Source organism: Alsobacter sp. KACC 23698 (assembly GCF_045348435.1).
GTDB lineage: Bacteria > Pseudomonadota > Alphaproteobacteria > Rhizobiales > Beijerinckiaceae > Alsobacter.
This window is the reverse complement of record NZ_CP157484.1, coordinates 3,046,689-3,071,348: the sequence shown is the minus strand read 5'-3', so window position 1 is coordinate 3,071,348 and position 24,660 is coordinate 3,046,689. Positions and strand designations below refer to the sequence as shown.

The 24,660-nt window shown below is 69.5% G+C and carries 22 protein-coding genes; 13 read left to right on the top strand and 9 right to left on the bottom strand.

Annotated features, from left to right (window positions below):
- Positions 1 to 9: 9 nt before the first annotated feature.
- From ABEG18_RS14405 to ABEG18_RS14370, 8 genes are all read left to right on the top strand, one after another.
- Entirely contained in the window at positions 10 to 1,101 is a 1,092-nt protein-coding gene (locus ABEG18_RS14405) for an ABC transporter ATP-binding protein (protein ID WP_406853743.1), read from the top strand.
- Complete coding sequence (locus ABEG18_RS14400; protein ID WP_406853742.1) at positions 1,098 to 1,988, top strand: carbohydrate ABC transporter permease; 891 nt, start codon at positions 1,098 to 1,100, stop codon at positions 1,986 to 1,988. Before ABEG18_RS14405 ends, ABEG18_RS14400 begins: the two co-directional genes overlap by 4 nt.
- Entirely contained in the window at positions 1,988 to 2,785 is a 798-nt protein-coding gene (locus tag ABEG18_RS14395) for a carbohydrate ABC transporter permease (protein WP_406853741.1), read from the top strand. The genes ABEG18_RS14400 and ABEG18_RS14395 overlap by 1 nt, the downstream gene beginning before the upstream one ends.
- Positions 2,785 to 3,063: a DUF2160 domain-containing protein gene (locus ABEG18_RS14390; protein ID WP_406853740.1), complete on the top strand. Its 279-nt coding sequence runs from the start codon at positions 2,785 to 2,787 to the stop codon at positions 3,061 to 3,063. The genes ABEG18_RS14395 and ABEG18_RS14390 overlap by 1 nt, the downstream gene beginning before the upstream one ends.
- A 71-nt stretch (positions 3,064 to 3,134) precedes the next feature.
- A complete protein-coding gene (locus tag ABEG18_RS14385; RefSeq protein WP_406853739.1) occupies positions 3,135 to 4,892 on the top strand; it encodes an ABC transporter substrate-binding protein in 1,758 nt (585 codons plus the stop codon).
- 380 nt (positions 4,893 to 5,272) lie between these two features.
- Positions 5,273 to 6,403 carry a helix-turn-helix domain-containing protein gene (locus ABEG18_RS14380; protein WP_406853738.1) on the top strand — a complete coding sequence of 377 codons (1,131 nt, stop codon included), beginning with the start codon at positions 5,273 to 5,275 and terminating at the stop codon, positions 6,401 to 6,403.
- 198 nt (positions 6,404 to 6,601) lie between these two features.
- Positions 6,602 to 7,075 carry a MucR family transcriptional regulator gene (locus tag ABEG18_RS14375; RefSeq protein ID WP_406853737.1) on the top strand — a complete coding sequence of 158 codons (474 nt, stop codon included), beginning with the start codon at positions 6,602 to 6,604 and terminating at the stop codon, positions 7,073 to 7,075.
- Between the two features lie 180 nt (positions 7,076 to 7,255).
- Positions 7,256 to 9,622 (top strand): TIM-barrel domain-containing protein, encoded by a 2,367-nt coding sequence (locus tag ABEG18_RS14370; protein WP_406853736.1) that lies wholly within the window; start codon positions 7,256 to 7,258, stop codon positions 9,620 to 9,622.
- Positions 9,623 to 9,640: 18 nt separating this feature from the next.
- On the opposite strand, the gene ABEG18_RS14365 is transcribed toward ABEG18_RS14370, so the two are convergent.
- From ABEG18_RS14365 to ABEG18_RS14330, 8 genes are read right to left on the bottom strand one after another with little or no spacing between them, the layout of a single operon-like run.
- Positions 9,641 to 9,916 (bottom strand): hypothetical protein, encoded by a 276-nt coding sequence (locus ABEG18_RS14365; RefSeq protein ID WP_406853735.1) that lies wholly within the window; start codon positions 9,914 to 9,916, stop codon positions 9,641 to 9,643.
- 60 nt (positions 9,917 to 9,976) lie between these two features.
- Positions 9,977 to 10,843, bottom strand: coding sequence for an alpha/beta hydrolase (locus tag ABEG18_RS14360; protein WP_406853734.1), 867 nt, complete (start codon positions 10,841 to 10,843; stop codon positions 9,977 to 9,979).
- 50 nt (positions 10,844 to 10,893) lie between these two features.
- Positions 10,894 to 12,417, bottom strand: coding sequence for a carboxypeptidase M32 (locus tag ABEG18_RS14355; protein WP_406853733.1), 1,524 nt, complete (start codon positions 12,415 to 12,417; stop codon positions 10,894 to 10,896).
- A 28-nt stretch (positions 12,418 to 12,445) separates the two neighbouring features.
- Entirely contained in the window at positions 12,446 to 13,483 is a 1,038-nt protein-coding gene (locus ABEG18_RS14350) for an ABC transporter ATP-binding protein (protein ID WP_406853732.1), read from the bottom strand.
- Positions 13,480 to 14,511 (bottom strand): ABC transporter ATP-binding protein, encoded by a 1,032-nt coding sequence (locus tag ABEG18_RS14345; RefSeq protein WP_406853731.1) that lies wholly within the window; start codon positions 14,509 to 14,511, stop codon positions 13,480 to 13,482. The genes ABEG18_RS14350 and ABEG18_RS14345 overlap by 4 nt, the downstream gene beginning before the upstream one ends.
- On the bottom strand, positions 14,508 to 15,335 hold the full coding sequence (locus ABEG18_RS14340; RefSeq protein WP_406853730.1) for an ABC transporter permease: 828 nt from the start codon (positions 15,333 to 15,335) through the stop codon (positions 14,508 to 14,510). The genes ABEG18_RS14345 and ABEG18_RS14340 overlap by 4 nt, the downstream gene beginning before the upstream one ends.
- The gene (locus tag ABEG18_RS14335; protein ID WP_406853729.1) at positions 15,332 to 16,270 is read right to left on the bottom strand and encodes an ABC transporter permease; all 939 of its coding nucleotides are present in this window, start codon (positions 16,268 to 16,270) and stop codon (positions 15,332 to 15,334) included. The genes ABEG18_RS14340 and ABEG18_RS14335 overlap by 4 nt, the downstream gene beginning before the upstream one ends.
- Positions 16,271 to 16,325: 55 nt before the next feature.
- A complete protein-coding gene (locus ABEG18_RS14330) occupies positions 16,326 to 17,918 on the bottom strand; it encodes an ABC transporter substrate-binding protein (RefSeq protein ID WP_406853728.1) in 1,593 nt (530 codons plus the stop codon).
- 158 nt (positions 17,919 to 18,076) lie between these two features.
- Between ABEG18_RS14330 and ABEG18_RS14325 the strand changes: the two genes are divergently transcribed.
- From ABEG18_RS14325 to ABEG18_RS14305, 5 genes are read left to right on the top strand one after another with little or no spacing between them, the layout of a single operon-like run.
- On the top strand, positions 18,077 to 19,099 hold the full coding sequence (locus ABEG18_RS14325; protein ID WP_406853727.1) for a GntR family transcriptional regulator: 1,023 nt from the start codon (positions 18,077 to 18,079) through the stop codon (positions 19,097 to 19,099).
- Positions 19,096 to 19,842 (top strand): creatininase family protein, encoded by a 747-nt coding sequence (locus ABEG18_RS14320; RefSeq protein WP_406853726.1) that lies wholly within the window; start codon positions 19,096 to 19,098, stop codon positions 19,840 to 19,842. The genes ABEG18_RS14325 and ABEG18_RS14320 overlap by 4 nt, the downstream gene beginning before the upstream one ends.
- Positions 19,788 to 20,891: a ketopantoate reductase family protein gene (locus ABEG18_RS14315; RefSeq protein ID WP_406853725.1), complete on the top strand. Its 1,104-nt coding sequence runs from the start codon at positions 19,788 to 19,790 to the stop codon at positions 20,889 to 20,891. The genes ABEG18_RS14320 and ABEG18_RS14315 overlap by 55 nt, the downstream gene beginning before the upstream one ends.
- Before the next feature lie 15 nt (positions 20,892 to 20,906).
- Complete coding sequence (locus tag ABEG18_RS14310; protein WP_406853724.1) at positions 20,907 to 21,653, top strand: SDR family NAD(P)-dependent oxidoreductase; 747 nt, start codon at positions 20,907 to 20,909, stop codon at positions 21,651 to 21,653.
- Positions 21,650 to 23,089, top strand: a complete 1,440-nt coding sequence (locus ABEG18_RS14305) for a dipeptidase (RefSeq protein ID WP_406853723.1) — start codon at positions 21,650 to 21,652, stop codon at positions 23,087 to 23,089. Before ABEG18_RS14310 ends, ABEG18_RS14305 begins: the two co-directional genes overlap by 4 nt.
- Here the strand turns inward: ABEG18_RS14305 and ABEG18_RS14300 are convergent.
- The gene (locus ABEG18_RS14300) at positions 23,073 to 24,659 is read right to left on the bottom strand and encodes an MFS transporter (protein WP_406853722.1); all 1,587 of its coding nucleotides are present in this window, start codon (positions 24,657 to 24,659) and stop codon (positions 23,073 to 23,075) included. The two genes, ABEG18_RS14305 and ABEG18_RS14300, sit on opposite strands and share 17 nt — an antisense overlap.
- Between the last annotated feature and the right edge of the window lies 1 nt (position 24,660).

The window sequence follows — 24,660 nt, the reverse complement described above, 5'->3', positions numbered from 1 at the left end:
GACGACGCCTTGGCCCGCATCACGCTCGACAAACTGGCCCACTCCTACAAGGCCAACCCGCGCGGCCCGGAGGACTTCGCCCTCAAGGAGATAGACCATGTCTGGCGCCAGGGCGGCGCCTATGCGCTGCTCGGGCCCTCGGGCTGCGGCAAGACGACCTTGCTGAACATCATCTCCGGGCTGGTCGAGCCCACCCACGGGCGCATCCTGTTCGACGACCGCGACGTGACGCGGCTGCCCACCGAGGCGCGCAACATCGCGCAGGTGTTCCAGTTCCCGGTGGTCTACGACACCATGACGGTGCGGGAGAACCTCGCCTTCCCGCTGAAGAACCGCGGCGTCGACGCCAGGGCGGCCCGGGTGCGGGTGGAGGAGATCGCCCAGCTCCTCGACCTCACGCCGCATCTGGACCGGCGGGCGAGCGGCCTCACGGCGGACGCCAAGCAGAAGATCTCGCTTGGCCGCGGACTGGTGCGGCCCGACGTCGCCGCGATCCTGTTCGACGAGCCGCTGACGGTGATCGACCCGCATCTGAAATGGCAGCTGCGGTCGACCCTGAAGGAGCTTCACCGCAAGCTCGACCTGACCATGATCTACGTCACCCACGACCAGACGGAGGCGCTCACCTTCGCCGACACGGTCGTGGTCATGCATGACGGCGCGGTGGTGCAGACCGGCGCGCCGGACGAGCTCTTCGACCGGCCGGAGCACGTCTTCGTCGGGCATTTCATCGGCTCGCCCGGCATGAACGTGCTGCCCTGCCGGGTGGAGGGCGCGACGGCCTATGTCGACGGCGCGGCGACGCCGCTGTCGCGCAGCTATCCCAGGCTGCCCGACGGCGCGCGCATCGAACTCGGCGTGCGGCCGGAATTCGCCACGCTGGAGCCGGGCGGGGAGGGCCTCGCCGTGCGCATCCGCCGGATCGACGACCTCGGCCGCTCGCGCATCGCCAGGGTCGAATTGGGCGGCAGGACGATCGCGGCCTCGGTGGCGGAGGACGCCAGCTTCGACGGCGAGCGGGCGGTGCTGAGGCTGGACCCGGCCAGGATCCACATCTACGCGGACGGGCGCCGCGTCGCCGGCGAGGGGGGCGCGGCATGATCAAGCCCGTCAACCAGAAGGCGTGGCTGCTGGTGCTGCCGGTGATGCTGATCGTGGCCTTCTCGGCCGTGATCCCGCTGATGACGGTGGTCAACTACTCGGTCCAGGACACGTTCGGGAACAATCAATTCTTCTGGAACGGGGTCGGCTGGTTCGTCGAACTGCTCGATCCCTCCACCGATCTCGGCGGACGGTTCTTCGCCTCGCTGTGGCGCAACCTGGCCTTCTCGGCGATCATCCTGGCCATCGAGGTGCCGCTCGGCATCGTGATCGCGCTCTCCATGCCGCGCGCGGGCTGGCGCGTGGCCGCCACGCTGGTGCTGATGGCGCTGCCGCTGCTGATCCCGTGGAACGTGGTCGGCACGATCTGGCAGATCTTCGCCCGCAGCGACATCGGCCTGCTGGGCGCGGCGGTGAACAAGCTCGGGATCGACTACAACTACGTGTCGAACCCGCTGCACGCCTGGGTGACCATCGTCACCATGGACGTCTGGCACTGGACGTCGCTGGTCGCGCTGCTGTGCTACGCCGGCCTGAAGTCGATCCCCGACGCCTATTACCAGGCGGCCCGGATCGACGGCGCGTCGCGCTGGGCGGTGTTCCGCACCATCCAGCTGCCCAAGATGCAGCGCGTGCTCCTGATCGCGGTGCTGCTGCGCTTTATGGACAGCTTCATGATCTACACCGAGCCCTTCGTGGTGACGGGAGGCGGGCCGGGCAACTCCACCACCTTCCTGTCCATCGAACTGGTGAAGCTGGCGCTCGGGCAGTTCGACCTCGGCAAGGCGGCGGCGCTGTCGATCGTCTACAACCTCATCATCCTGGCGGTGTGCTGGGTCTTCTACACGGTGATGACGTCGGCCGACGCCAAGCAGGGAGCGGCCTGATGCGCGGCGGACGGTTCATCATCGTGCTCTACATCGTGCTCCTGATGGCGCCGATCTACTGGCTCATCAATATGAGCTTCAAGACCAACACCGAGATCACGACGACGCTGACCCTGTGGCCGCATGGCCTAACCTTCGACAACTACAAGAAGATCTTCACCGATCCGAGCTGGTACAACGGCTACATCAACTCCATCAAATATGTGGCGCTGAACACCGTTCTGTCGATCTCCTTCGCGCTGCCCGCCGCCTATGCGTTTTCGCGCTACCGCTTCCTGGGAGACAAGCACCTGTTCTTCTGGCTGCTGTCGAACCGGATGGCGCCGCCGGCGGTGTTCGCGCTTCCGTTCTTCAACCTCTACTCGGCGATCGGGCTGTTCGACACGCCCTGGGCCGTGGCGCTGGCGCATTGCCTGTTCAACGTGCCGCTGGCGGTGTGGATTCTGGAAGGCTTCATGTCCGGCGTGCCGCGCGAGATCGACGAGACGGCGGCGATCGACGGCTACTCCTTCCCGCGGTTCTTCGTGAAGATCTTCATCCCGCTGATCGCCAGCGGCATCGGGGTGGCGGCGTTCTTCTGCTTCATGTTCTCCTGGGTCGAATTGCTGCTCGCCCGCACGCTCACCTCCGTCAACGCCAAGCCGATCGCAGCCACCATGACCCGCACCGTCTCGGCGGCGGGCATGGACTGGGGCGTGCTGGCCGCAGCCGGCGTGCTGACGCTGATCCCGGGCGCGCTCGTGATCTGGTTCGTCCGCAACTACATCGCCAAGGGCTTCGCCCTGGGGAGGGTGTGATGGATTTCGCCTGGATGGCGTGGACCTGGCAGACCGCCCTGTTCTTCGCCGGCATCGCTCTGGCTTTGCTGACCATGACGGCTCTGGGGATCCTGCGGCCCGAGCGGGCGCGCGTGGGGGTGCTGACCTTGCCCACGACGCGGGGCGACCGGCTGTTCATCACGCTGCTCGGCGCCGCTTTCCTTCATCTGGCCTGGCTCGGCTTCGTCGGCCACGACGTCTGGGCGGCCTCCATTCTCTCCCTTCTCTACGCCGCAGCGGTGTTCCGCTGGGTCTAGAGCGGCTGCAACGGTTCAAGACCGCCAGAAAGGCGGCGTTCAAAAATGATGCTTTCACAGGAGGAACGACGATGACGACGCGGATTGACAAGCGTGGTTGGATTGCGGGGGCGAGCCTTTTGGCCTTGATGCTGGGCGCCGGTTCGGCATGCGCCGGGATGGACGAGGCCCGCAAATGGGTGGACCAGGAGTTTCAGCCCTCCACCCTGACCAAGGAGCAGCAGCTCAAGGAGATGGAATTCTTCGTCAATGCGGCGAAGCCCTTCGCCGGGATGGAGATCAACGTGGTCTCCGAGACGATCACGACCCATGAATACGAATCCAAGGTGCTCGCCAAGGCTTTCAGCGAGATCACCGGGATCAAGTTGACGCACGACCTCATCCAGGAGGGCGACGTCGTCGAGAAGATCCAGACCCAGATGCAGTCCGGCAAGAACATCTATGATGGCTGGATCAACGACTCCGACCTGATCGGCACCCACTTTCGCTACAAGCAGGCCGTGCCCCTGACGGACTGGATGGCGGGCGAGGGCAAGGACGTCACCAATCCGGGCCTCGATGTCGACGACTTTATCGGCAAGTCCTTCGGCACCGCGCCGGACGGCAAGCTCTACCAGTTGCCCGTCCAGCAATTCGCGAACCTGTACTGGTTCCGCTACGACTGGTTCCAGCGGCCGGAGTTCCGCGAGAAGTTCAAGGCCAAGTATGGCTACGAGCTGGGCGTGCCAGTGAACTGGTCCGCCTATGAGGACATCGCCGAATTCTTCACCAACGACATCAAGGAAGTCGACGGCGTCAAGGTCTATGGCAACATGGACTACGGCAAGAAGGACCCGTCGCTGGGCTGGCGCTTCACCGACGCCTGGCTGTCCATGGCGGGCAACGGCGACAAGGGGATCCCGAACGGCCTGCCGGTCGACGAGTGGGGCATCCGCATGGAGGGCTGCCGCCCGGTCGGCTCCTCCATCGACCGCGGCGGCGACACCAACGGCCCGGCCGCCGTCTACTCGATCACCAAATATATCGAGTGGCTGAAGAAGTACGCCCCGCCGCAGGCGCAGGGCATGACCTTCGGCGAGGCCGGCCCGGTTCCCGCCCAGGGCAACATCGCCCAGCAGATGTTCTGGTACACCGCCTTCACGGCCGACATGGTCAAGCCCGGCCTGCCGGTGATGAACCCCGACGGCACGCCCAAGTGGCGCATGGCTCCCTCGCCCAAGGGCGCCTACTGGAAGGACGGCATGAAGCTGGGCTACCAGGACGCCGGCTCGGCCACCTTGCTGAAGTCCACCCCGGTCGACCGCCGCAAGGCGGCCTGGCTCTACCTGCAGTTCATCGTCTCCAAGTCGGTGAGCCTGAAGAAGAGCCATGTCGGCCTCACCTTCATCCGTGAGAGCGACATCTGGGACAAGAGCTTCACCGAACGGGCGCCCAAGCTCGGCGGCCTGATCGAGTTCTACCGCTCGCCGGCGCGCGTGCAGTGGACCCCGACGGGCAACAACGTCCCCGACTACCCGAAGCTGGCGCAGCTCTGGTGGCAGAACATCGGCGACGCCTCGTCGGGCGCGAAGACGCCGCAGCAGGCCATGGACGCGCTCGCGGCGGCGCAGGACGCCGTCATGGAGCGCATCGAGAAGTCGGGCGTGCAGGGAGAATGCGGCCCGAAGCTGAACCCCAAGACGTCGGCCGAGGAGTGGTTCGTGAAGGCCGAGAAGGCCGGCACGATCGCGCCCCAGCGCAAGCTGGCCAACGAGAAGCCGAAGGGCGAGACGATCGACTACGACACCCTGATCAAGAGCTGGCCGGCGACTCCGCCCAAGAAGGGCTGAGTCAAAGCCCCGTCCAACGCGGGGCCGTCCAGAACGATGCGAGAGCGAGGGCCGGGGGGCGAGTCTCCCCGGCTTTTCGCGCTTGGGATGTTGTTCCATCAAGGCTGCTCAAAGCGCGAAATTGCGATGTGCGACGAACGTCGTTCGCCGTGACCGTGGCTCGCCTTCAAATCATCAAGGTCTTGCGTTTGGATAAGCAGCTTGGACGAAAGGGGGCCGATGCGCCTGATTCGGTTCGGGTCCGTACGCCTGCGGACACAACCTTCAATGTCGAGAGAGGTTATCCACGATTAAGAGAATGTGTGGGCTGCGTTCTCGTGGCTTCCGGGGCAACACGGGGAGCATAGGGTGAAAGCGTGATCCAGACACCGAAACGCCGCGTGTTGGTCGTCGAAGACGACTTCTTCATCGCCTCCGATCTCGCTTCGGCGCTGCGAGGAATGGGCGCGGAGGTCGTCGGGCCAGCCCCGAATCGCAACGCCGCGATCGAACTCATCGACAAGCAGCCGGTGAATGCGGCGGTCCTGGACATCTGCCTGGACGGCGATCCCGTCTATCCGCTGGCGTCCGAGTTGCGGACCCGCGGCATCAATTTCGTCTTCGCGACAGGCTACAGCGACACCGTGATCCCGGCCGAGTTTCGCGGCATCCCGTGTTTCGAGAAGCCGATACGGCCGCTCGACCTCGCCAGGTCGATCCTCGACAACACCTCCGCCAGCCGGGAAGTCGACGTCCGCGCGAACACGCTCCTGTCGCGCATGCCGGACGACGAGTTCGACCGCTTCCGCCCGCATTTCAGCTGCGTCCAGACCAGGAAGGGCGCGACGCTCTTCCACCCGGGCGACAAGATCGACCAGATCTTCTTCCCGCTCAGCGGCGTCTGTTCCCTGGTGGTGGGCGACGACCCGGTGGCGATCGAAGCCGGGATGATCGGGCGCGACGGCATGCTCGGGGCCTCGTTGCTGATGGGCGTGACCCGGCTGCCGATGCGCTGCGTGGTCCAGATCGAAGGCGAGGCGCTGGCGATCGCGGCCGACCAGTTCCTGGCCCGCCTGCGCAACTCGCCCCGCTCCTGGGCGCTGCTGCTGCGCTATCAGCATTACCTGCATCTGCAGACGACCTACTCCCTGCTCGGCACGGGCGCGGGCAGCATCGAGCAGCGCGTGGCGCGCCTCCTCCTGATGCTGTGCGACCGAATCGGCGACGACATCCCGATCATCCACGACGTCATGTCGACGATGCTTCACGTGCGCCGCGCGGGCGTCACCCAGGCTCTCCACATCCTGGAGGGCAACGGCGCGATCAGGGCTCGCCGGGGCAGGGTCAGCATCCGCTCCCGCGAAGGGCTCGAGCAGGTCGCGGGCGTGTCCTATGGTCCCGCCGAGGCGGAGTATGAGCGGCTGATCGGCGTTGCGCTTCGCGCCGGCGGCCAGGCCTCTCGCGAAGGCGTCGACCGCGCCCAACCCGCAACCGGGCAGGATCGCGCCTCCGCGCGGCATGGACTCGCCTGATTCAGAGCCCCGTCGAGCGCCGAAACACCCGTAGATCTGCAGGATTGGCTGATCGGCGGCGCGACCACTTCTTCGCTTCACTCCCGACAGCGCCAAATTGACGCGGAGAATGCGCAGAATCTCTCGAATTTGCGTTCTGACCCCTATTCATCTTCTTCGTCCGGGCCTATAGAGGCGCTCTCAACATAGGAGAGCGAAGTGTCCGACGACACCAATAACAGGCTCGACTTGGTCGCCGACATCGTTTCGGCCTACTTGTCGAACAACATGCTTCCCGCCGCCGAGATCGCCGGGCTGATCGCTTCTGTTCACACCGCCATGCAGGGCGTCATGAACGGCAAGACCGAAGAGCCAGTCGTCGAGCTCAAGCCCGCGGTTCCGATCAAGAAGTCGGTGACGCCGGATGCGATCATCTGTCTTGAGGACGGCAAGGCGTTCAAGTCGCTCAAGCGTCACTTGATGACGAAGTACGGCATGACCCCTGCCGAATACCGCACCAAGTGGGGCCTGCCCAAGGACTATCCCATGGTGGCGCCGAACTATGCCGCGGCCCGCTCGGCCCTGGCCCGCAACATGGGCCTGGGTCTGGACCGCCGCAAGGCCGCCGAGCCGGAGCCCGTCGCTCCCGCTCCCAAGGCCAAGAAGCCCCGCAAGGCCAAGGCCGACGCGTAAAGGTTGAGCGCGGGCGCCGAGCTCCGGCGCATCCGCGCCTGACGCCGCGACCGCGCGCATCGTTCCGGAGCCGCCACGGCGGCTCCGGACCACTTTCGACTTCGCATCCGCCGCGATCCCGTCCATTGTCCGCTGGCTGCGCCGCAGAGCGCACGACGCCATCGACGACGGGAGAGACGCATGAAGGCCCTGACCCACGGTCGCATCCTGGGGCGGGACGGCCCCTGGGCGCTCTTTGGGCTCGACCACGGGGTCGAGCTGCGCGTCGCCATTCTCGAACGTGACATCGGCCGGGTTCTGCTGAAGCCGGCAGGCGGTTATCGGCTCGACCGAGGCTGGTCCATCGCGCCCGGCCGACTGGAGCCGGCCTATGCGGGCCGGCTGCGGGAGGACCTGACGGGCTTCGCCTGCCCGCCGGCGTCGCTCGTCGAAGAGCACGGCGTCGCCACGCTCTCCGTGGAAGGAGGGCTCTCGGCCGTCGTCACGCTGGAGCCGTTCTCGATCGCCTGGCGCCGCGCCGGAGAGGATCGGCCCTTCCTGCAGGACCGGCGCACGCAGGCCTATTTCGCCTCGCGCCAGACCAAGGCGCTCTCCCACTTTACCGCGCGGGACGCCGGCCACCGGCATCACGGCCTCGGCGACAAAGCCGGTCCGCTCGACCACACCGGGCGACGATTCAAGATCGACGCCGTCGATCCTTGCGGGTTCGACGCGGAGTTGAGCGATCCGCTCTACAAGGCGATCCCCTACGTCCTCGTAGAGGACGGCTCCGGCGCGCACGGCCTCTATTACGACAACCTCGCGGTGGCGGAGGTCGACCTCGGCGCGACCATCGACAACTATCACGGGCTGTTCCGATCCTACGCGGCGCAGGACGGCGATCTCGACGTCTACGTACTCGCGGGGCCGAGCGCTGCCGATGTGACGCGCCGCTTCTCCTGGCTCACCGGCGGGCAGGCTTTCCCGCCGAAGTGGTCGCTCGGCTTCGGCATGACGTCGATGACCATCGCGGACGCGCCCGACGCCGACGCGCGGGTCACCGGCTTCATCGAGACCTGCCGGCGGCACGACATCCCGTGCGACAGCTTCCATTTCGGCTCGGGCTACACGTCCATCGGGACGCGGCGCTACGCCTTCAACTGGAACCGCGAGAAGTTCCCGGATCCCGCCGGAACCATGGAGCGGCTGAAGCAGGCGGGCATGCAGCCGGTCACCAATCTGAAGCCCTGCCTGCTGGATGACCATCCGAGGCTGGACGAAGCGCGCCGCATGGGCGTGCTCGTGACCGACGGCGAGACCGGGGAGCCGGCCGAGGCGCAGTTCTGGGATGGCCTTGGCTATCATGTCGACTTCACCAACCCGGCCGGCCGCGACTGGTGGCGGACCGGGATCCAGACCGCGCTCCTCGACTACGGCGTAGTTTCCGTGTGGAGCGACAACAACGAGTATGAGATCTGGGACGAGGACGCCCGGTGCCATGGCGACGGGCGGCCGTTTCCGCAGCGTCTCGCCCGGCCGGCGCAGCCTTTGCTGATGACCAAGCTCGCCTTCGAGGCGCAGGCGGCCCAAGCGCCGGGCAAGCGGCCCTACACGATCACGCGAGGCGGCGCGGCCGGCATCGCGCGCTACGGGCAGACATGGTCCGGCGACAATGAGACGGCGTGGAAGACGCTGCGCTTCAACCTCGCCCAGGGCCTCAATATGAGCCTCTCGGGGCTCTACAATATCGGCCATGACGTCGGCGGCTTCCACGGGCCGAGCCCCGGGCCCGAGCTGTTCTGCCGCTTCGTGGAGTTCTGCTCGCTCTGGCCGCGTTTCGTGATGAATTCGTGGAAGGACGACGGCGTCGTCAACCTGCCCTGGATGCACCCGCAGGTCTTGCCGCAGGTGCGCGAGGCCATCGCGCTGCGCTACCGGCTGGCGCCCTATCTCTACACCTGCCTGTGGAGCGCCGCGACGCGCGACGAGCCGGTGGTGCGCCCGTTGTTCCTGGCCTTCCCGGAGGACGCCGGCGCGGCGACCGTGCAGGACAGCTTCATGCTCGGGCCGGACCTGCTGGTCGCGCCCGTGCTGGAGGAGGGCGCGGTCGCGCGGGAGGTGTATTTCCCCGCGCATCCGGGAGGGTGGCATGATTTGCGCGACGGCCGGGCCTATGCGGGAGGCGAGGTCGCGGAGGTCGAGGCGCCGCTCGGGCGCCTGCCGGTGTTCGCCCGCGCGGGGGCTTTGACGCCCGTCTGCGTCGCCGGCGGCGCCATGGTTCCGGCGCGCGACGTCGGGCGTGAGCTTCTCGTCTTCGGGGACGATCCGCGCGGGTCGACCGCCGCGCTCTACGAGGACGACGGCGAGACAGCCGCCTGGCGGGATGGCGACGGCCTCGCCCTGCGGTTCACGCTGACGCGCGACGGGGACGCGCGCCGGCTCACGATGACGGCCGACGGACGGGGGCGGCCCGCCTTCGACCGCATCGCCGTGCGGATCATGGCCGGGCCGGCCGACGTGCAGTGGTCGGCCGAGCCCACCGGGCCCGTGCGGCTGGACGGCGCCTGAGGCAGGCCGGCCGCCGGCTCAGCGGTAGTGGCGAGCCCGGTGGTGCTTCACCCGGTGGGACCGGTAGGAGCGGGTCGCGGTGCGCTGCGGCACGCCGAGCACGCCCTTGACGCCGCCCGCCACGCCGCCGACCACGCCGCCGCCGACCGCGCCGACAGCGCCGCCGACCGGACCGGCCGCGCGATTGCCGATCGCCGCGCCTTCCTGGGCGCCGCGCGGGATGCCCTGAGCCTGGAGCGAGGCCGGAGCCATGGCGGCCGCAATCGCGATCGCAATCCAATAACGCGTCTTCATGTCTGAACCTCTTGACCCTTGTACCTGATGGCAACAGGCGCGGCGGGGCTTCGGTTCCGTTCAGGTCTCCTGGATAAAGCGCACGACGTCGTCGAGGACCGGCGCGCGCTCCCGGAAGGGCCGGGAGAGGGCCAGGAGCAGGCCCACATGGGTCTCGCCCTCATAGACGCGCTCCACCACGGGGACGCCGAGGCCCCGCAGCTTGGCGGCGAGATTGCGCGTGTTGCGGGGATAGACGGTCGTGTCCTGCGAGCCCGTGGCCAGGAAGGCGGCCGGGGCGCCCCGGCTCGCGACCGAGACGGGCTGGGTCTCCTCCAGGCGGGGCCACTGGCCGAAGGCCGCGACCGTGGCGGACGCGTCGAGCGGCAGGAAGTCATAGGGACCCGCCAGCCCGACTAGGCCGCGATAGGGCCGCCCCGCCAGGCCGGCGGCGCGCGTGAAGCGGGGATCCAGCGCCGCCATGGCGGCCGAATAGGCGCCGGCCGAGTGACCCATCGCGAAGACGCGCCTGGGGTCGCCGCCGTGGCGGCCGATCTCGGCCTTCACCCAGCGCGTCGCGAGAGCCACGTCCTCGACGAAGCCGGGGAAGCGCACCTGCGGCACGAGGCGGTAGTCCATCACGACGGCGACGACGCCCCGCGCGGCGAGCGCCCGGCCCACAAAGGCGTAGTCGCCGCGGTCGCCGCTGTTCCAGGAGCCGCCATAGACGAACAGCGCCACCGGCGCTCCGCGCCCGGCTGCCGCGCCCGGACCATAGACGTCGAGCCTGTGCCTGGGATCGGGCCCATAGGCGACGCCCGACGCCTTGAGGCTCGCGCCGTCGTCGGCCGGGATCACGGCGTTGTAGACGCCCAGGGCCGAGCAGCCGGAGAGCGCGGGGGCGAATAGTCCGGACAGGAGCAGGGCGCGGCGGTTCAGGTTCGGCACGGGACGTCCTCTGGGGGCGTCCTGAGTACGGGCTAAAGCCCCGAACGGTTTCAGGCCGCCGCCGGGGCGTCGCCGTAGCGGGCTTCCAGGTGGCGCAGATAGGGCGCGGGATCGAGGCCGCGGCCGGTGGCGTTCACCAGCAGCTCCTCGCGCGAGCGGCGCCGTCCGTGGCGCCAGACGCGCTCGCGCAGCCAGCCGGCGAGGGGGGCGTAGTCGCCCGCCTGCAGCCCGTCCGTGACGGCGGCGTCCCGCGTGGCCGTCTCGAAGAGCTGCGCGGCCATCACGTTGCCGACCGTATAGGTGCAGAACGACCCGATCATGCCGGACGACCAGTGAATGTCCTGCAGGACGCCCTGCCGGGGATCCGGCGCATTCCGGCCCAGCCGCGCCTTCACGGCGGCGTTCCACGCCTCGGGAGCGTCCGCCACGGAGAGGCGGCCATCCGTGAGGGCGGCCTCCAACTCGACCCGCAGCATGATGTGGAGATCGTAGGTGAGCTCGTCGGCGTCGGTGCGGATCAGGCCGGGGTTCACGGTGGTGACGGCCCGGTGGAAGGCGCCGGCGTCGACGTCGGACAGGGCTTCCGGAAAGAGCGCCCGCAGCTCTTCGAAATGCAGCTCCCAGAAGCGCCGGCTGCGGCCGACATGGTTCTCCCACAGCCGCGACTGGGACTCATGCGCCCCGAAGCTCGTCCCGCCGACGGCGTAGAGGCCGACGAGATCGCTGGCGAACACCGTGCGGGTGAAGGCCGGGTCGACATTCTGCTCGTAGAGCCCGTGGCCGGTCTCGTGGAAGGCGCCGAACAGCGCGGGGCTGAGGAAGTTTTCGTTGTAGCGGGTCGTGATCCGCACGTCGCCACGCGTGAAGGAGATCTCGAAGGGGTGGACGGTGCTGTCCAGCCGGCCCCGGTCGAAGTCGTAGCCGAACCGGCGCGAGAACGTGAGCGCGGCCTCGCGCTGCTTCTCGACGGGAAAGCGCCGGCGCAGGATGGCGGCCGCGTCCTGGGGCCGCCGGCGGGCGCCTTCGAGGATGCGGGCTTCCCCGGCCTCCAGCGTGGCGAAGAGCCGGCGCAGGCTGGAGAGGGTCTCGCCCGGCTCGTAGAGGCCGAGCAGGGCGTCGTAGGGGTGCTCGGTCCAGCCCAGGGCGTCGGCGTAGTCGCGCGTGTTGCGGACGGTCTCGGCGAGCCAGGGCTCGAAGATGGAATAGTCGTTGCGCTCGCGCGCCTCCACCCAGGCGGCGTTGGCGCGGGCTCGCACGGCGGCCCGCCGCTCGATGAGGTCGGCGGGAATGCGGCGGTGCAGGTCGACCGCCCGCCGGACCTGGCGCAGCGCCTCGCGGTCGTCGTGGTCGTCCGGCAAGGAGCGGGCCTGCGCCTCGGCGGCCTCGAGGTCGCGCAGCATCCCGTCCGAGGCGAGCTCGTCGCGCGCCAGGCGGGTGATGGTGGCGATCTGCCGGCCTCGGCTCTCCGCGCCGCCGGACGGCATCATGGTGCGGGAATCCCACACCAGGAGGTTCAGCGTGCAGAGCAGGTCGGAGACGGTGGCGATGCGATGCTGGACGGCTGACAGGGTCATGACTTCCGACTCGGGTCTGGCGGGGGGCTCAGGCGCTCACGGCGGCGCGGGCGGGCGCGGACGCGACGTCGCCGGCCAGGTGGCAGGCCACCTCCCACGCGCCGCCCCGCGGGTCGAGCGCCGGGACAATCTCGCGGCAGCGCGGCTCGGCGATGGGACAGCGCGGATGGAAGGGACAGCCCGGCGGCGGCGCGACGGGACTCGGCAGCTCGCCGCGGACGGCTTCGCGCTGCGACCTCAGCCCCACGGCGACCTGCGGTACGGCGGACATCAGCGCCCGCGTATAGGGATGGCGCGGCGCGTTGAAGAGCGCCTCCGTGGCGCCGGTCTCCACGACGCGGCCGAGATACATCACCGCGACCCGATGGGAGATGTGGCGCACCAGGCGAAGGTCGTGCGTGATGAACAGCAGCGCGAGGCCGAGCCGCTCCTGCAGTTCCAGGAACAGGTTGACGATCTGCGCCTGCACGGAGACGTCGAGCGCCGAGACGGGCTCGTCGGCGATGATCACGGACGGCTCGACGGCGAGCGCGCGGGCGATGCCGATGCGCTGGCGCTGCCCGCCGGAGAACTCGTGCGGGTAGCGCGAGGCGGCGTCGCGGGGCAGGTGCACGAGGTCGAGCAGCGCGCCGACGCGGGCAGCGATCTCTCCAGACGGCACGATGCGGTGGACCGAGAGGGCCTCGCCGAGGGCGTCGCCCACGCTGATGCGCGGATTGAGCGAGCCATAGGGATCCTGGAAGACCATCTGGACGCGGCGGTTGTAGGCCCGCCTGTCGTCGCCCGAGAGGGCGAGCGCATCCTGCCCGCCGAAGCGGACGGAGCCGGCGTCGGGCTCGTAGAGCCGCACCAGGCAACGCGCCAGGGTGGACTTGCCGCAGCCCGACTCGCCCACGACGCCCAGCGTCTCGCCCCGGGCGACCGACAGCGAGACGCCATCGACGGCGCGCAATGTCTTGACGGGGCGGCGCATCAGCACGTCCAGCGTCGGACGGCGCAGGGCGAAGCTCTTCTTCAGTCCCTCGACGACGAGGATCGGCTCGGCCGTGTCGGCGGTCCCGATCATGCGCCCATCTCCCGGGCCGCCAGCCTGTCGGCCGCCCAGCAAGCGGCCCGGTGGTCGGGCGCGACCTCGGCGAAGGGCGGCGCGATGCGGCTGCAGCGCTCCTCCACGAAGGAGCAGCGCGGCGCGAAGGGGCAGCCCTCGATGGGCCTGTCGAGCCGCGGCGGTTGGCCCGGGATCGGCGTCAGCGGCTGCCGCGCGGCCAGGCCGTGCGGCATGGAGCGCAGAAGGGCGTCCGTGTAGGCGTGCCGCGGATGGGCGAAGATCGTCTCCACCGGACCCGTCTCGACCACGCGGCCGGCATACATGACGCTGACGCGGCCGCAGGTCTCGGCCACCACGCCGAGGTCGTGGGTGACGAGGATCATGGCCATGCCGAGATCCTGCGTGAGCCGCACCAGCAGCTTGAGGATCTGGTCCTGGATGGTGACGTCGAGCGCCGTCGTCGGCTCGTCGGCGAGGAGCAGTCGCGGCTCGGCTGCGAGCGAGATGGCGATCATGGCGCGTTGGCGCATGCCGCCGGAGAATTCGTGCGGGTAGCTCGCCAGCCGCAGCTCGGGCGAGGAGATCCCCACCAGGTCGAGCAGCTCCCGGGCGCGCCGGCGACGGGCGGCCTCGTCGAGCGCCGTGTGGGCGACGAGGCTCTCGTCGATCTGCGCGCCGATGGTGAGCACCGGGTTCAGCGCCGTCATCGGCTCCTGGAAGATCACCGCGATCTCGCGCCCGCGGATCTCGCGCAGGCGCCGCTCCGGCGCGGCCAGGAGATCCTGTCCCCGCCACATCACCCGCCCGGTCGCGCGCGCGTTGGAGCGCAGCAGCCGCAGGATCGCCCGCATGGTGACACTCTTGCCCGATCCGGATTCGCCCACGAGGCCCAGCACGTCGCCCGCCGCCAGGCTGAGGTCGACGCCGTCCACCGCGCGGACCACGCCGCGGCTGGTGTCGAAGGCGACCCGCAGGTCCTCGACGCTTAGCATGGGCTCTGCGGCCGACGTCGCGGCGGAGCCGGCGGGCGTTTCCATGACGCTCATCGCTTGACGTCCAGGAGATCGGCCATGCCGTCGCCGACGAGGCTGAAGCCGATGCCGCAGAGCACGATGGCGAAGCCCGGGAACACCGTGATCCACCAGGCCTGGGTGAAGAAGTTCTTCCCGTCGGCGATCAGCACGCCCCATTCGGCGGCGGGCGGCTGCGCGCCGAGGCCCAGATAGCCGAGGCTCGAGCCGAGCAGGATGGCCAGCGCCATGTCGGTCATCCAGTAGACGAGCACCGGGCGGGCCGCGTTGGGCAGGATGTGGCGGAACAGGATCCGGGCCTCCGAATAGCCGAGCACCTTGGCGGCCGAGACATAGTCGTGGCCGCGCAGCACCAGCACCTCGCCGCGCATGAGCCTGGCGTAGAACACCCAGCCGACCACGCCGACCGCGATATACATGTTGAGCAGCCCCGGCCCGAGCACGGCCACGATGGCGATGACCAGCACGAGAAACGGGAACGTGACCACGAGGTCGACGAGCCGGCCGAAGACCGCGTCCGCCCAGCCGCCGTAATAGCCCACCAGGAGGCCGATGATCGTGCCGATCGCCAGCGGGCCGACGGTGGCGAAGAGCGCGATCTGCAGGTCGATGGTGGAGGCCGCGATGGTCCGCGAGAGGATGTCGCGGCCGAACTGGTCGGTGCCGAAAGGGTGAGCCGCGCCGGGCGGCTGCAGCAGGGCGCCGTAGTCGAAGGCGAGCGGGTCGTAGGGCGCCACCCATTGGGGCGCGACGGCGCAGATCACGAAGACGAGGACCAGCGCGGCGCCCAGCGCCAGGGAGGCGGGCGTCCTGCGCCAGGCGAGCGCGACGGCGGTCATCTGGCCACCCGCGGGTCGAGCCACATCTGCAGGAGGTCGGAGATCAGGAAGGCGATCGAGACCACGACGGCCAGGATCAGCGTCAGCGCCTGGATGACCGGGTAGTCGCGGGCGAAGATGGAATCGACCATCAGGCGTCCCACGCCCGGCACCGCGAAGACGCTCTCGGTGATGACGGCGCCGCCCAGCAGCGACCCGACATGCAGGCCCACCAGCGTGACGGTGGAGATGAGCGCGTTGCGCAGCACGTGCCGGACCAGGATGACGCGCCGGGGCAGCCCCTTGGCGCGGGCGAAGTCGACGAATTCCGAGTTCAGCACGTCCAGGATCGAGGCCCTGAGATTGCGCATGATCACGGCCGAGAAGCTGAGCGCCAGCGTGACGGCGGGCAGGAACAGGTGCCACAGATTGTCGAGCAGGCCGTCGCCATAGCCGCCCACCGGGAAGATCCGCAGCCAGGCGGCGAAGACGGTGAGGAGCACGAGGCCGACATAGAACACCGGCGAGGACAGGCCCACCTGGAACACCGAGCGGATCAGGTAGTCCGGCCAGCGATTGGCGTTGAGCGCGGCCACAAAGGCGAGCGGGACCGCCATGAGGAGCGCGAACAGCGTCGCCAGCCCGGTGAGCATCAGCGTCACCGGCAGCCGCTCGACGATGATGGAGGTGACGGGCACCCGGAACGCGATCGAAGTCCCGAAATCGCCCTTCAGCATGCTTTCCGCGAAGATCAGGAACTGCGTCCAGATCGAGCGGTCGAAGCCCATCTGCTGGCGCAGGCGCGTCACGGCCTCGTCCGAGGCCCGGTCGCCCAGCATGGCGCTGACCGGGTCGCCGGGCAGCAGGCGGGCGAGCACGAACACCACCACGCCGATGGCCAGGAATGTGGGCGCGATCTGGAACAGCCGCGCCGCGATGACGCCGGCGCGGTTCACGTCGTGGGGTCCGCGGGAGCGGCGCGCGCCGCTCCCGGAGCTTCAGCTGGCGACATCACTTCTCGACGTAGGCGGCTTCGAAGAGGTTGTTGCCGAGCGGGATCTGGACGAAGCCCTTGGCGTTCTTGCGGAACGCGACCGGGTAGGGCGTCTCGTACAGGTACACGATCGGAGCCGCCTCGTTGTAGCGCTGCTGGATCTCCTTGTATTGCTCCGCACGCGCCTTGGGGTCGATTTCCTGCTGGCTCTTCTCGAAGAGCTCGTCCACCCGCTTGTCCTGCCAGTTGGAGTGCAGCGAGTGGATGTTGGGCCAGTACGCGAAATAGGACGTGATCTGGCTCGGGTCGGAGATGTCGTTGGTCCATGCGGAGGTCCGCATGACGAAGTTCTCCTCGCGATAGCGCGCCGTGCGGGTGGCGTTGTCGACCTGATCGATGCGCAGCTTGACGCCGACTTGGCCCCACATCTGCTGCACGGCCGCGAGGTCGTTGGCGTCGTCGCCGTTGCCCGACAGGCTGTAGATCGAGATCTCGAAGCCGTTGGGGAAGCCCGCCTCGGCGAGCAGCGCCTTGGCCTTGGCGAGATCGTATTTGTAGAGGTCCTGGCCGACGAAAAGCGGCGTCGTCGAGGACATGTAGGAGCGCATCGGCTTGCCGAGGCCCAGCGTGGTGATCTGGATGATCGCGTCCTTGTTGACGGCGTAGTTCAGCGCCTGGCGCACCTTCGGATTGGAGGCGGGGTTCGGCTTGCCGTCCTTGAAGGTCGGGCCGGCGTAGAAGGTGAGGTAGCGCACGCGGGTGGACGGCCAGAGCTCCATGCGCAGGTTCGGGTCCGCCTGCAGCTCCTTGACGCGCGCATAGGGGATGAACTCGGTCCCGTCGACCTCGCCGGCCTTCAGCTTCAGGAGCCGGGTCGCGTCGTCCGGGATGATCTGGAATTCGAGCTCGTCCAAATAGGGCAGCGCCTTCCCGTCGTCGCCCTGCTTCCAGTAATAGGGGTTGCGCTTCAGCGTCATGGAGACGCCGCGCTTCCAGGCGGTCATCACGAACGGTCCCGTGCCGATCGGCTTCTCGGCGAAGGCCTTGGCCTTCTCCTCCGGCGTGGCGCCGGCGGCGGCCTCGAAGAGCTTCTGCGGCAGGATCGCGCTGTTGAAGGTCGCGAGCGCCGGGATCAGGGTCGGGTCGGGGTGCTTCAGGGTGAGGACGACGGTGTCGGGCTCCTTGGCAGAGATCGACTCGATGGAGGCCAGCGACGACGACCAGGCGCCCGCCTTCGGATCGCGGGCGCGGTCGAGCGACCACTTCACGTCCTGGGCGGTCAGCGCCGATCCGTCGGCGAATTTGACGCCTTGCCGGAGCGTGACCGTGAGTGTCTTGCCGTCGGCGCTCGGCTCCCACTTGGTGGCGAGGCCGGGCTGGACGCCGAGGCCGTCATTGGTGGGCTGGAGCAGCGTGTCGTAGAGGTTGGTGAGCACCCAGATGTCGACGTTCGCGTCGTTCAGGACCGGGTCCAGGAACAGCGAGTCGGTGTAGCGCGCGTAGACCATCTTGCCGCCGCGGGTTGCGGCTTCGGCCGAGAAGGGCAGGCTGTGCAGGCCGGCGCTCAACGCGATGACAGCGAGGCTCGCCTTCAGGAATGTGCGTCTCATCACTTTTCTCCCCTCGTGGCCTTTTCGGCGACTGTTCTTATGCCTTAGGATGCTAGAAGGACGGCTGGTTGTACGTCAACAGCCAGTTCAAGAAATACCCGCCCGATTGCAGCGCCTTGGCGCGGATCGCCTCGCAACTGTGCTAAATGCCTAATACAATGCCAGGCTCTGCACTCCTCAACGACATCGCCAGCGCGCTGGACCGCTCGCTGCCCGTCTCCCTGAGCCTGCAGCTCAAGGGGCTGATCGAGTACGGCATCGCCTGCGGCGAGTTGCCGGCCGGCGCGAGGCTGCCTTCCGTGCGCGAGCTGGCCGACGCGGGCGGCATCGCCCCGATGACGGCGGCGGCGGTCTACAAGGATCTGCGCCGGGCGGGCCTCATCGTGGCGCGGGCCGGGTCCGGCACTTTCGTGGCGGACGGCGCGCGGCCGAACTCGGCGCCCGAATTCGCCCGCATCCAGGCCCATCTCGACGCCGCGCTGGCCGAAGCCGAAGCGCTCGGCGTCGGCGCGAACGAGGTCGCCGCCCTGCTGAGCGCGCGCATCGGCCGGGGACGGGCCCGGGAAGGGCGGTCGGTCCGCATCCTGTTGGTCGGCGTGTTCGAGGACGCCACGCGCGCCTATGCGGCCGAGATCGGGCGCCAGCTGAAGCAAGGCGACGCCATCGACGCCGCCACCCTGGAGAGCCTGAGGCAGGGACGGCACGAGCCGGCCGACATCTATGTGACGCTGGCCAACCGCCGCGCCGAGGTGGAGGAGATCGTGGGCGCGCGCGCGCCCGTGACGACCGTCAGCTTCATGCCCTCGGAAGAGACCAGGGCGAGGCTGGCGGCGGTCGATCCCCTGGCGCGGGTGGGGCTGGTGAGCGTGTTTCCCGAATTCCTGGCGCTGATGAAGCCCGGCGTGCTGCGGTTCACCCCGCATGTGCGCAGCGTCGACGCGGTGCTGCTCGATGACCCGGACCTGCCGCGCTTCCTCGCCGAGGTCGACGTGGCGGTCTATGCGACCGGCGCCCAGGCGGCGCTGGAACGCGGGCCTCCGGGCCTCGTCGCCATCGAATACCGGCACGTGCCCGATCCGCACGCGGTCAAGGGCGCGCTGCTGCCCCTGATTGAGAGCATTCGCAGCGGCGCCGCGGCGGCCATGGGCCGGGACGCGTTTCCGAGGGAGAACATCGGATGAAGATCACCGACATGAACTGGATGCAGGTCGAGGAGCGCGTGAAGCGCGACGACCGTTGCGTCGTGCCGCTCGGATCCACCGAACAGCACGCCTATCTGTCGCTCTCGGTCGATTCGATCCTGTCGGAGCGCGTCGCCACGGAGGCGGCCGAGCCGCTGGGCGTGCCGGTCTTCCCGGTGCAGCCCTATGGGCTGACGCCCTATTTCATGGCCTTCCCGGGCACCGTGACGCTGCGGCTGGAGACCTATGCGGCGGTGATCCGCGACATTCTGGACTCGCTCTATCGCACCGGCTTCCGCCGGATTTTGCTGTGCAACGGCCATGGCGGCAATTCGCCCGCCCAGACCGCCGCGGTGGAGTGGATGGGCGACAATCCCGGCGCGTCCGTCCGCTTCCACAACTGGTGGAACGCGCCCCGGACCTTCGCCAAGGTGCAGGAGATCGACAAGGTCGCCTCGCACGCGTCCTGGATGGAGAACTTCCCCTGGACGCGGCTTCCCAACATCCGCGGGCCGGAGGTCCAGAAGCCCATGGCCGATCTCGAGTTGATGCGCCTGCACGACCCCGCCGGGGTCCGTGAGGTGCTGGGAGACGGCAATTTCGGCGGGCTTTACCAGCGCTCGGACGAGGACATGCTGGCGATCTGGTCGGTCGCCGTCGAGGAGACCCGCGCCCTGATCGAGGGGCCATGGCCGGAGCAGTCCGGGGCGCAGGCCGCCGCCGCCGGGCGGTCCAGCCGATGAGCGCCGGGCTTCAGCCGTCCGGGCGGGATCCCATCCTGATCTGGGGCGCGGGCGCGATCGGCGGCACGGTCGGGGCCTATCTGGTCCGGGCCGGGGTTCCGGTGGTCTTCGTCGACCGCGACCTCGACCACGTCGCCGCCATCAACGCGAAGGGGCTGCACATCGAGGGGCCCATCGAGGAGTTCACGGTCCGCGCGCCGGCCTATGGGCCGGACGACGTGCCGGGCGTGTTCCGCCGCACGCTGCTTTGCGTGAAGGCGCAGCACACCGAGGAGGCGGCCCGCAGCCTGGCGAAGCACCTGGCCGAGGACGGCTACGTCGCCTCGTTCCAGAACGGGCTGAACGAGCTTGTCATCGCGGACGTCGTCGGGCGCGAGCGCACCCTCGGCGCGTTCGTGAATTTCGGCGCCGACTACATGGCGCCGGGCGTGGTGCAGTTCGCCGGCCGCGGCGCGGTGGTGCTGGGCGAACTCGACGGCGCGATCACGCCGCGTCTGCAGGACCTGCACGCCCTGATGCTGCTGTTCGAGCCGAACGCCATCACGACCTCCAACATCATGGGCTATCTGTGGGGCAAGCTCGGCTACGGGGCGCTCCTGTTCGCGACGGCGCTCACCAACGCCTCCATCTGCGAGGGGCTCGGCGCGCGCGAGCCGCGGGCGCTCCTGCGGGCGCTGGCCGGCGAGGCGGTCGAGGTCGCCACGATGCTGAAGGTCGACTGCCTGGGGTTCAACGGCTACGACCCCGCCGCCTTCGCGCCCGGCGCGTCCGACGCGGCGGCGGACGCGTCCTTCGACGCCATGGTGGCGCACAACGCCAAGTCGGCGAAGACCCATTCGGGCATCTGGCGCGACCTCGCGGTGCGCAAGAGGCGGACCGAGGCAGACGCGCAGCTCGGACCCATCGTGACCTTCGGCCAGCAGGTCGGCGTGCGCACGCCGGTCACCAGCAATCTCATCGCCATGATCCACGAGATCGAGGACGGAACGCGGCCGCTCGCCTGGGAGAACCTTGACGAGCTCGGACGCCGCGTCTGGCGCGCGGCCTGAACGGAGACCACACCCATGCAGATCCACTTCGAAGGCCGGCGCGCGCTGGTGACGGGCGCGGCCCACGGCATCGGCAGGGCCATCGCGGCGGCGCTCGCCGCGGACGGGGCGCAGGTGACGGCGGCCGACATCCTGGCCGATGAGCTCCAAAGCGTCGTCGCCGACGGCGGCGGCCGGATCACGGCGGCGGCCTGCGACCTCACCCGCAAGAGCGACGTGCAGGCGCTGGCGGCACAGCATGGCCCCTTCGACATCCTCGTGCACAGCGCCGGGGGCGTCTGCGGGCAGGCCGGCCGGCCGCTGGAGGAGATCGAGGAGGGCGACTGGGACGCCATCGTGGCCATCAACATGAAGGCCGCGTTCCTGCTCGCCCAGGCCGTCGCGCCGGGGATGAAGCAGAAGGGCTATGGGCGCATGGTGTTCATCTCGTCCGGCGCGGGCCTCGGCGTCAGCCTCACCGGCATCCAGGCTTATGCGTCCGCCAAGGCGGGCGAGATCGGCCTGACGCGCCAATTGGGCCACGAGCTCGGCCGCTTCGGCATCACGGTCAACAGCGTCGCGCCGGGCTTCGTGCGCTCCAACCCCAGCACGGAGCGGCAGTGGGAGGCCTACGGCCCGGACGGCCAGCGGGCGCTGGTCGAGCGCATCGCCACGCGCCGGCTCGGGCGCGCCGACGACATCGCGAACGCGGTGCTGTTCCTGGCCAGCGAGCAGGCGAGCTGGATCACCGGGCAGACCCTGCCGGTGGACGGCGGCAAGTGAGCGGCGCCGGCCAGGGCTCCGGCTGGGGCGTCGACGTCATCGAGGCGCGCCTGCGCGCCGGGCTGCCGGAGCTGATCGAGACCCTGAAGGCGTTCGTCCGCATCCCGAGCGTCTCCACCGATCCCGCCTATGCGGAGGGGATCGCCGCCGGGGCGCGGTTCGTGGCGGACCAGCTGCGGGCCGCCGGGATCCCCGACGTCGCGATCCGGCCCACCGGCGGCCACCCGGTCGTCACCGCCGCATGGCGTGGCGCGCCGGGCGCGCCCACCGTGCTGGTCTACGGCCACTACGATGTGCAGCCGCCCGACCCGGTCGCGGCCTGGCGCTCGCCGCCCTTCGAGCCGGAGATCCGCGACAACCGGCTCTACGCCCGCGGCGCGTCCGACGACAAGGGGCCCATGCTGATCCCGATCGCGACGGCCGCCGCCTTCATGGCGGAGGAAGGACGGTTGCCGGTCAACATGGTCTTCCTGTTCGAGGGCGAGGAGGAGGTCTCCAGCGCCCATCTGGAGGCCTTCGTGGCCGCCCACGCCGACCTGCTGCGGGCGGATTACGCCCTCTCGGCCGACGGCGCGCAGTGGCGCGCGGACCTGCCCAGCGTGATCGTGGGCAGCCGCGGCATCTGCGCCCTGGAGGTCGTCGTGACCGGCGCGGCCAAGGACCTGCATTCGGGCCGCCATGGCGGCTCCGTCGCCAATCCGATCCAGGCGCTGGCGCGCCTGATGGCGAGCCTCCACGCCGACGACGGCTCCGTCGCGGTCGCGGGGTTCTACGACGATTGCGAGCCCGTCACCGCGCAGGAGCTCGCCGCCATCGAGGCGATCCCCTTCGACGAGGCCGCCTATCTGGCCAGCGTCGGCGCGCCCGAAGGGGCGGGGGAGGCGGGCTACACCATGCTGCAGCGCAACTGGATCCGGCCCACGCTGGAGTTCAACGGCGTCGTGGGCGGCTATACGGGCGCGGGCAAGAAGACCGTGATCCCCTCGCAGGCCTCCGCCAAGATCAGCTGCAGGCTCGTGCCCGGGCAGAAGCCGGAGCGGATCGTGGCGCTCATCGCCGAGCATCTGATGCGCCGGGCGCCGCGCGGGGTGCGCGTCGAGGTGCGGCCCGAGACGGGCGGAGCGCCGGCCTCCGCCGTGCCGGGCGACCATCCGGGCCTCGCGCTGTCGGAAGACGTGCTGGAATCGGTGCTGGGCCGGCGCCCGGTGCGGGTGAGGATGGGGGCGACCATCCCGGTCGGCGACATCTTCAAGCGCACGCTCGGGCTGGACACGGTGTTCTTCTCCTTCGCCACCGTGGACGAGGACTACCACGCTCCCAACGAGTTCTTCAGGCTGAGCAGCCTGGAGCAGGGCCTGACCGCCTGGGCGCGGTATCTGCGGGCGCTTGGGGGAACGTCGTCCGGCTTGAGGAATCGAGTCACGATTTCTCCGTAACCGCCTTCGCTGCCTGGCTTTTCTGGCCCGGCCGCGCCCGGCGGGGCAGCGTCAGCGCCAGGACCGCGGCCGCCAGCGCGAAGGCCATGTTCATCGCGAGGGCCCAGGCGAAGGCGCGCGAATAGGCCTCGCGCATCGCGGCGCGGATCCGCTCGGCGGAGTCGCCGCCGACGTCGGGAGGCAGCGGCGCGTCCAGGAGCCGGTTCGCCTGGGCCAGAATCTGGCGGGCGGCCTCCGGGTCCGACAAAGCCGGCAGCGTCCGGGCGAGCGCGCCGGCGAACAGGGCGGCGACGAGCGAGACCGTGACGGCGACGGCGAGGAGACCGGCCGTTCGGGCCGCCGCGTTGTTGATCCCGGACGCCGCGCCGCTGAAGCGGTCCGGCGCGGCGTTCATCACGCCGGTGGTCAGCGGCGAGATGACAGCCGCCATGCCGAGCGCGACGCCGGCGATGGGGCCGAACACCCCCGCCCAGTAGCCGCCGGCGGCCTGCGTCCAGGCGAGCCAGCCGATCGACCCGGCCACCACGGCCGCGCCGCCCGCGATGGGGGCGCGCTGGCCGATCCTGTCGCTCAGCCCGCCGAACCAGCGCGACAGCACGCCGATGATGACGCCGAGCGGCAGCAGCGCCATCCCGGCCTCCGCAGCGCCGTATCCGAGCTGCGCGATGAGCGTGTAGGGCGTGAGGAACAGCACTCCGGAGAGCGCCGCGTAGAGCAGCACCGTCACCACGTTGAGGGTGGCGAAGACGGGGTCGCGGAACAGCCCAACGGGCATCATCGGCGAGGCGGCGCGCAGCTCCCGAAGCACGAAGAGGGGCGCCCCCAGAAGGGCGACGACGGCGCAGGCCAGCACCAGCGGGTCCGTCAGGCGGTGGTCGGACAGCGAGGCCAGCCCAAGGGTCAGGGCGCCCAGCGTGACGATCGCCAGCGCGCCGCCGAGGACGTCGACGGGCCCGGCGTCCGGGTCGCGGCTCTCCGGCACGCTGCGCAGCGTGATCCACAGCACGACGGCGCCGATCGGCGCGTTGATCAGGAAGGCCGAGCGCCAGGAGAGGACGTCGACCAGCAGGCCGCCCAAAGGCGGACCGAGCGCCGTGGTCAGGCCCGAGGCCGCGGACCAGGCGCCGATGGCGCGGCCGCGGCTCTCCTCGGGGAAGAAGGCGGCGATGATGGCGAGGCTCTGGGGAACCATCAGGGCCGCGCCGAGGCCCTGCAGGGCCCGGGCGGCGATCAGGGTCGGGGGGCCCGGGGCGAGCCCGCACAGCACCGACCCGATGAGGAAGACGGATGTCCCGAGCACGAAGACGCGGCGCCGGCCGAACCTGTCGCCGCACGCGCCGCCGACCAGCACGAGGGCTCCCAGGACGAGCGTGTAGATGTTGACCACCCATTGCAGGGCGGCGAAATCCGCTCCCAGGCTGGTCTGGATGGCCGGCAGCGCGATCTGCACCCCGCTGCCGTCGATGAACGCCATCGAGGACGCCCCGATGGTGGCCACGAGGACGCCGACGGCGGCGGCTTTCTCGGACGCTTCGGGCGCCGGCCTTTGCGGCTGAGTGTCGTCGCGCACG

What these genes read in the sequence shown, in the direction of transcription:
- ABEG18_RS14355 (WP_406853733.1), bottom strand. Translation starts at nt 12,417, where the DNA reads ATGACCCTGTCAGCCGTCCAGCATCGCATCGCCACCGTCTCCGACCTG.
- ABEG18_RS14345 (WP_406853731.1), bottom strand. Translation starts at nt 14,511, where the DNA reads ATGAGCGTCATGGAAACGCCCGCCGGCTCCGCCGCGACGTCGGCCGCA.
- ABEG18_RS14365 (WP_406853735.1), bottom strand. Translation starts at nt 9,916, where the DNA reads ATGAAGACGCGTTATTGGATTGCGATCGCGATTGCGGCCGCCATGGCT.
- ABEG18_RS14400 (WP_406853742.1), top strand. Translation starts at nt 1,098, where the DNA reads ATGATCAAGCCCGTCAACCAGAAGGCGTGGCTGCTGGTGCTGCCGGTG.
- ABEG18_RS14395 (WP_406853741.1), top strand. Translation starts at nt 1,988, where the DNA reads ATGCGCGGCGGACGGTTCATCATCGTGCTCTACATCGTGCTCCTGATG.
- ABEG18_RS14315 (WP_406853725.1), top strand. Translation starts at nt 19,788, where the DNA reads ATGGCCGGAGCAGTCCGGGGCGCAGGCCGCCGCCGCCGGGCGGTCCAG.
- ABEG18_RS14350 (WP_406853732.1), bottom strand. Translation starts at nt 13,483, where the DNA reads ATGATCGGGACCGCCGACACGGCCGAGCCGATCCTCGTCGTCGAGGGA.
- ABEG18_RS14390 (WP_406853740.1), top strand. Translation starts at nt 2,785, where the DNA reads ATGGATTTCGCCTGGATGGCGTGGACCTGGCAGACCGCCCTGTTCTTC.
- ABEG18_RS14325 (WP_406853727.1), top strand. Translation starts at nt 18,077, where the DNA reads ATGCCAGGCTCTGCACTCCTCAACGACATCGCCAGCGCGCTGGACCGC.
- ABEG18_RS14330 (WP_406853728.1), bottom strand. Translation starts at nt 17,918, where the DNA reads ATGAGACGCACATTCCTGAAGGCGAGCCTCGCTGTCATCGCGTTGAGC.
- ABEG18_RS14340 (WP_406853730.1), bottom strand. Translation starts at nt 15,335, where the DNA reads ATGACCGCCGTCGCGCTCGCCTGGCGCAGGACGCCCGCCTCCCTGGCG.
- ABEG18_RS14310 (WP_406853724.1), top strand. Translation starts at nt 20,907, where the DNA reads ATGCAGATCCACTTCGAAGGCCGGCGCGCGCTGGTGACGGGCGCGGCC.
- ABEG18_RS14385 (WP_406853739.1), top strand. Translation starts at nt 3,135, where the DNA reads ATGACGACGCGGATTGACAAGCGTGGTTGGATTGCGGGGGCGAGCCTT.
- ABEG18_RS14370 (WP_406853736.1), top strand. Translation starts at nt 7,256, where the DNA reads ATGAAGGCCCTGACCCACGGTCGCATCCTGGGGCGGGACGGCCCCTGG.
- ABEG18_RS14320 (WP_406853726.1), top strand. Translation starts at nt 19,096, where the DNA reads ATGAAGATCACCGACATGAACTGGATGCAGGTCGAGGAGCGCGTGAAG.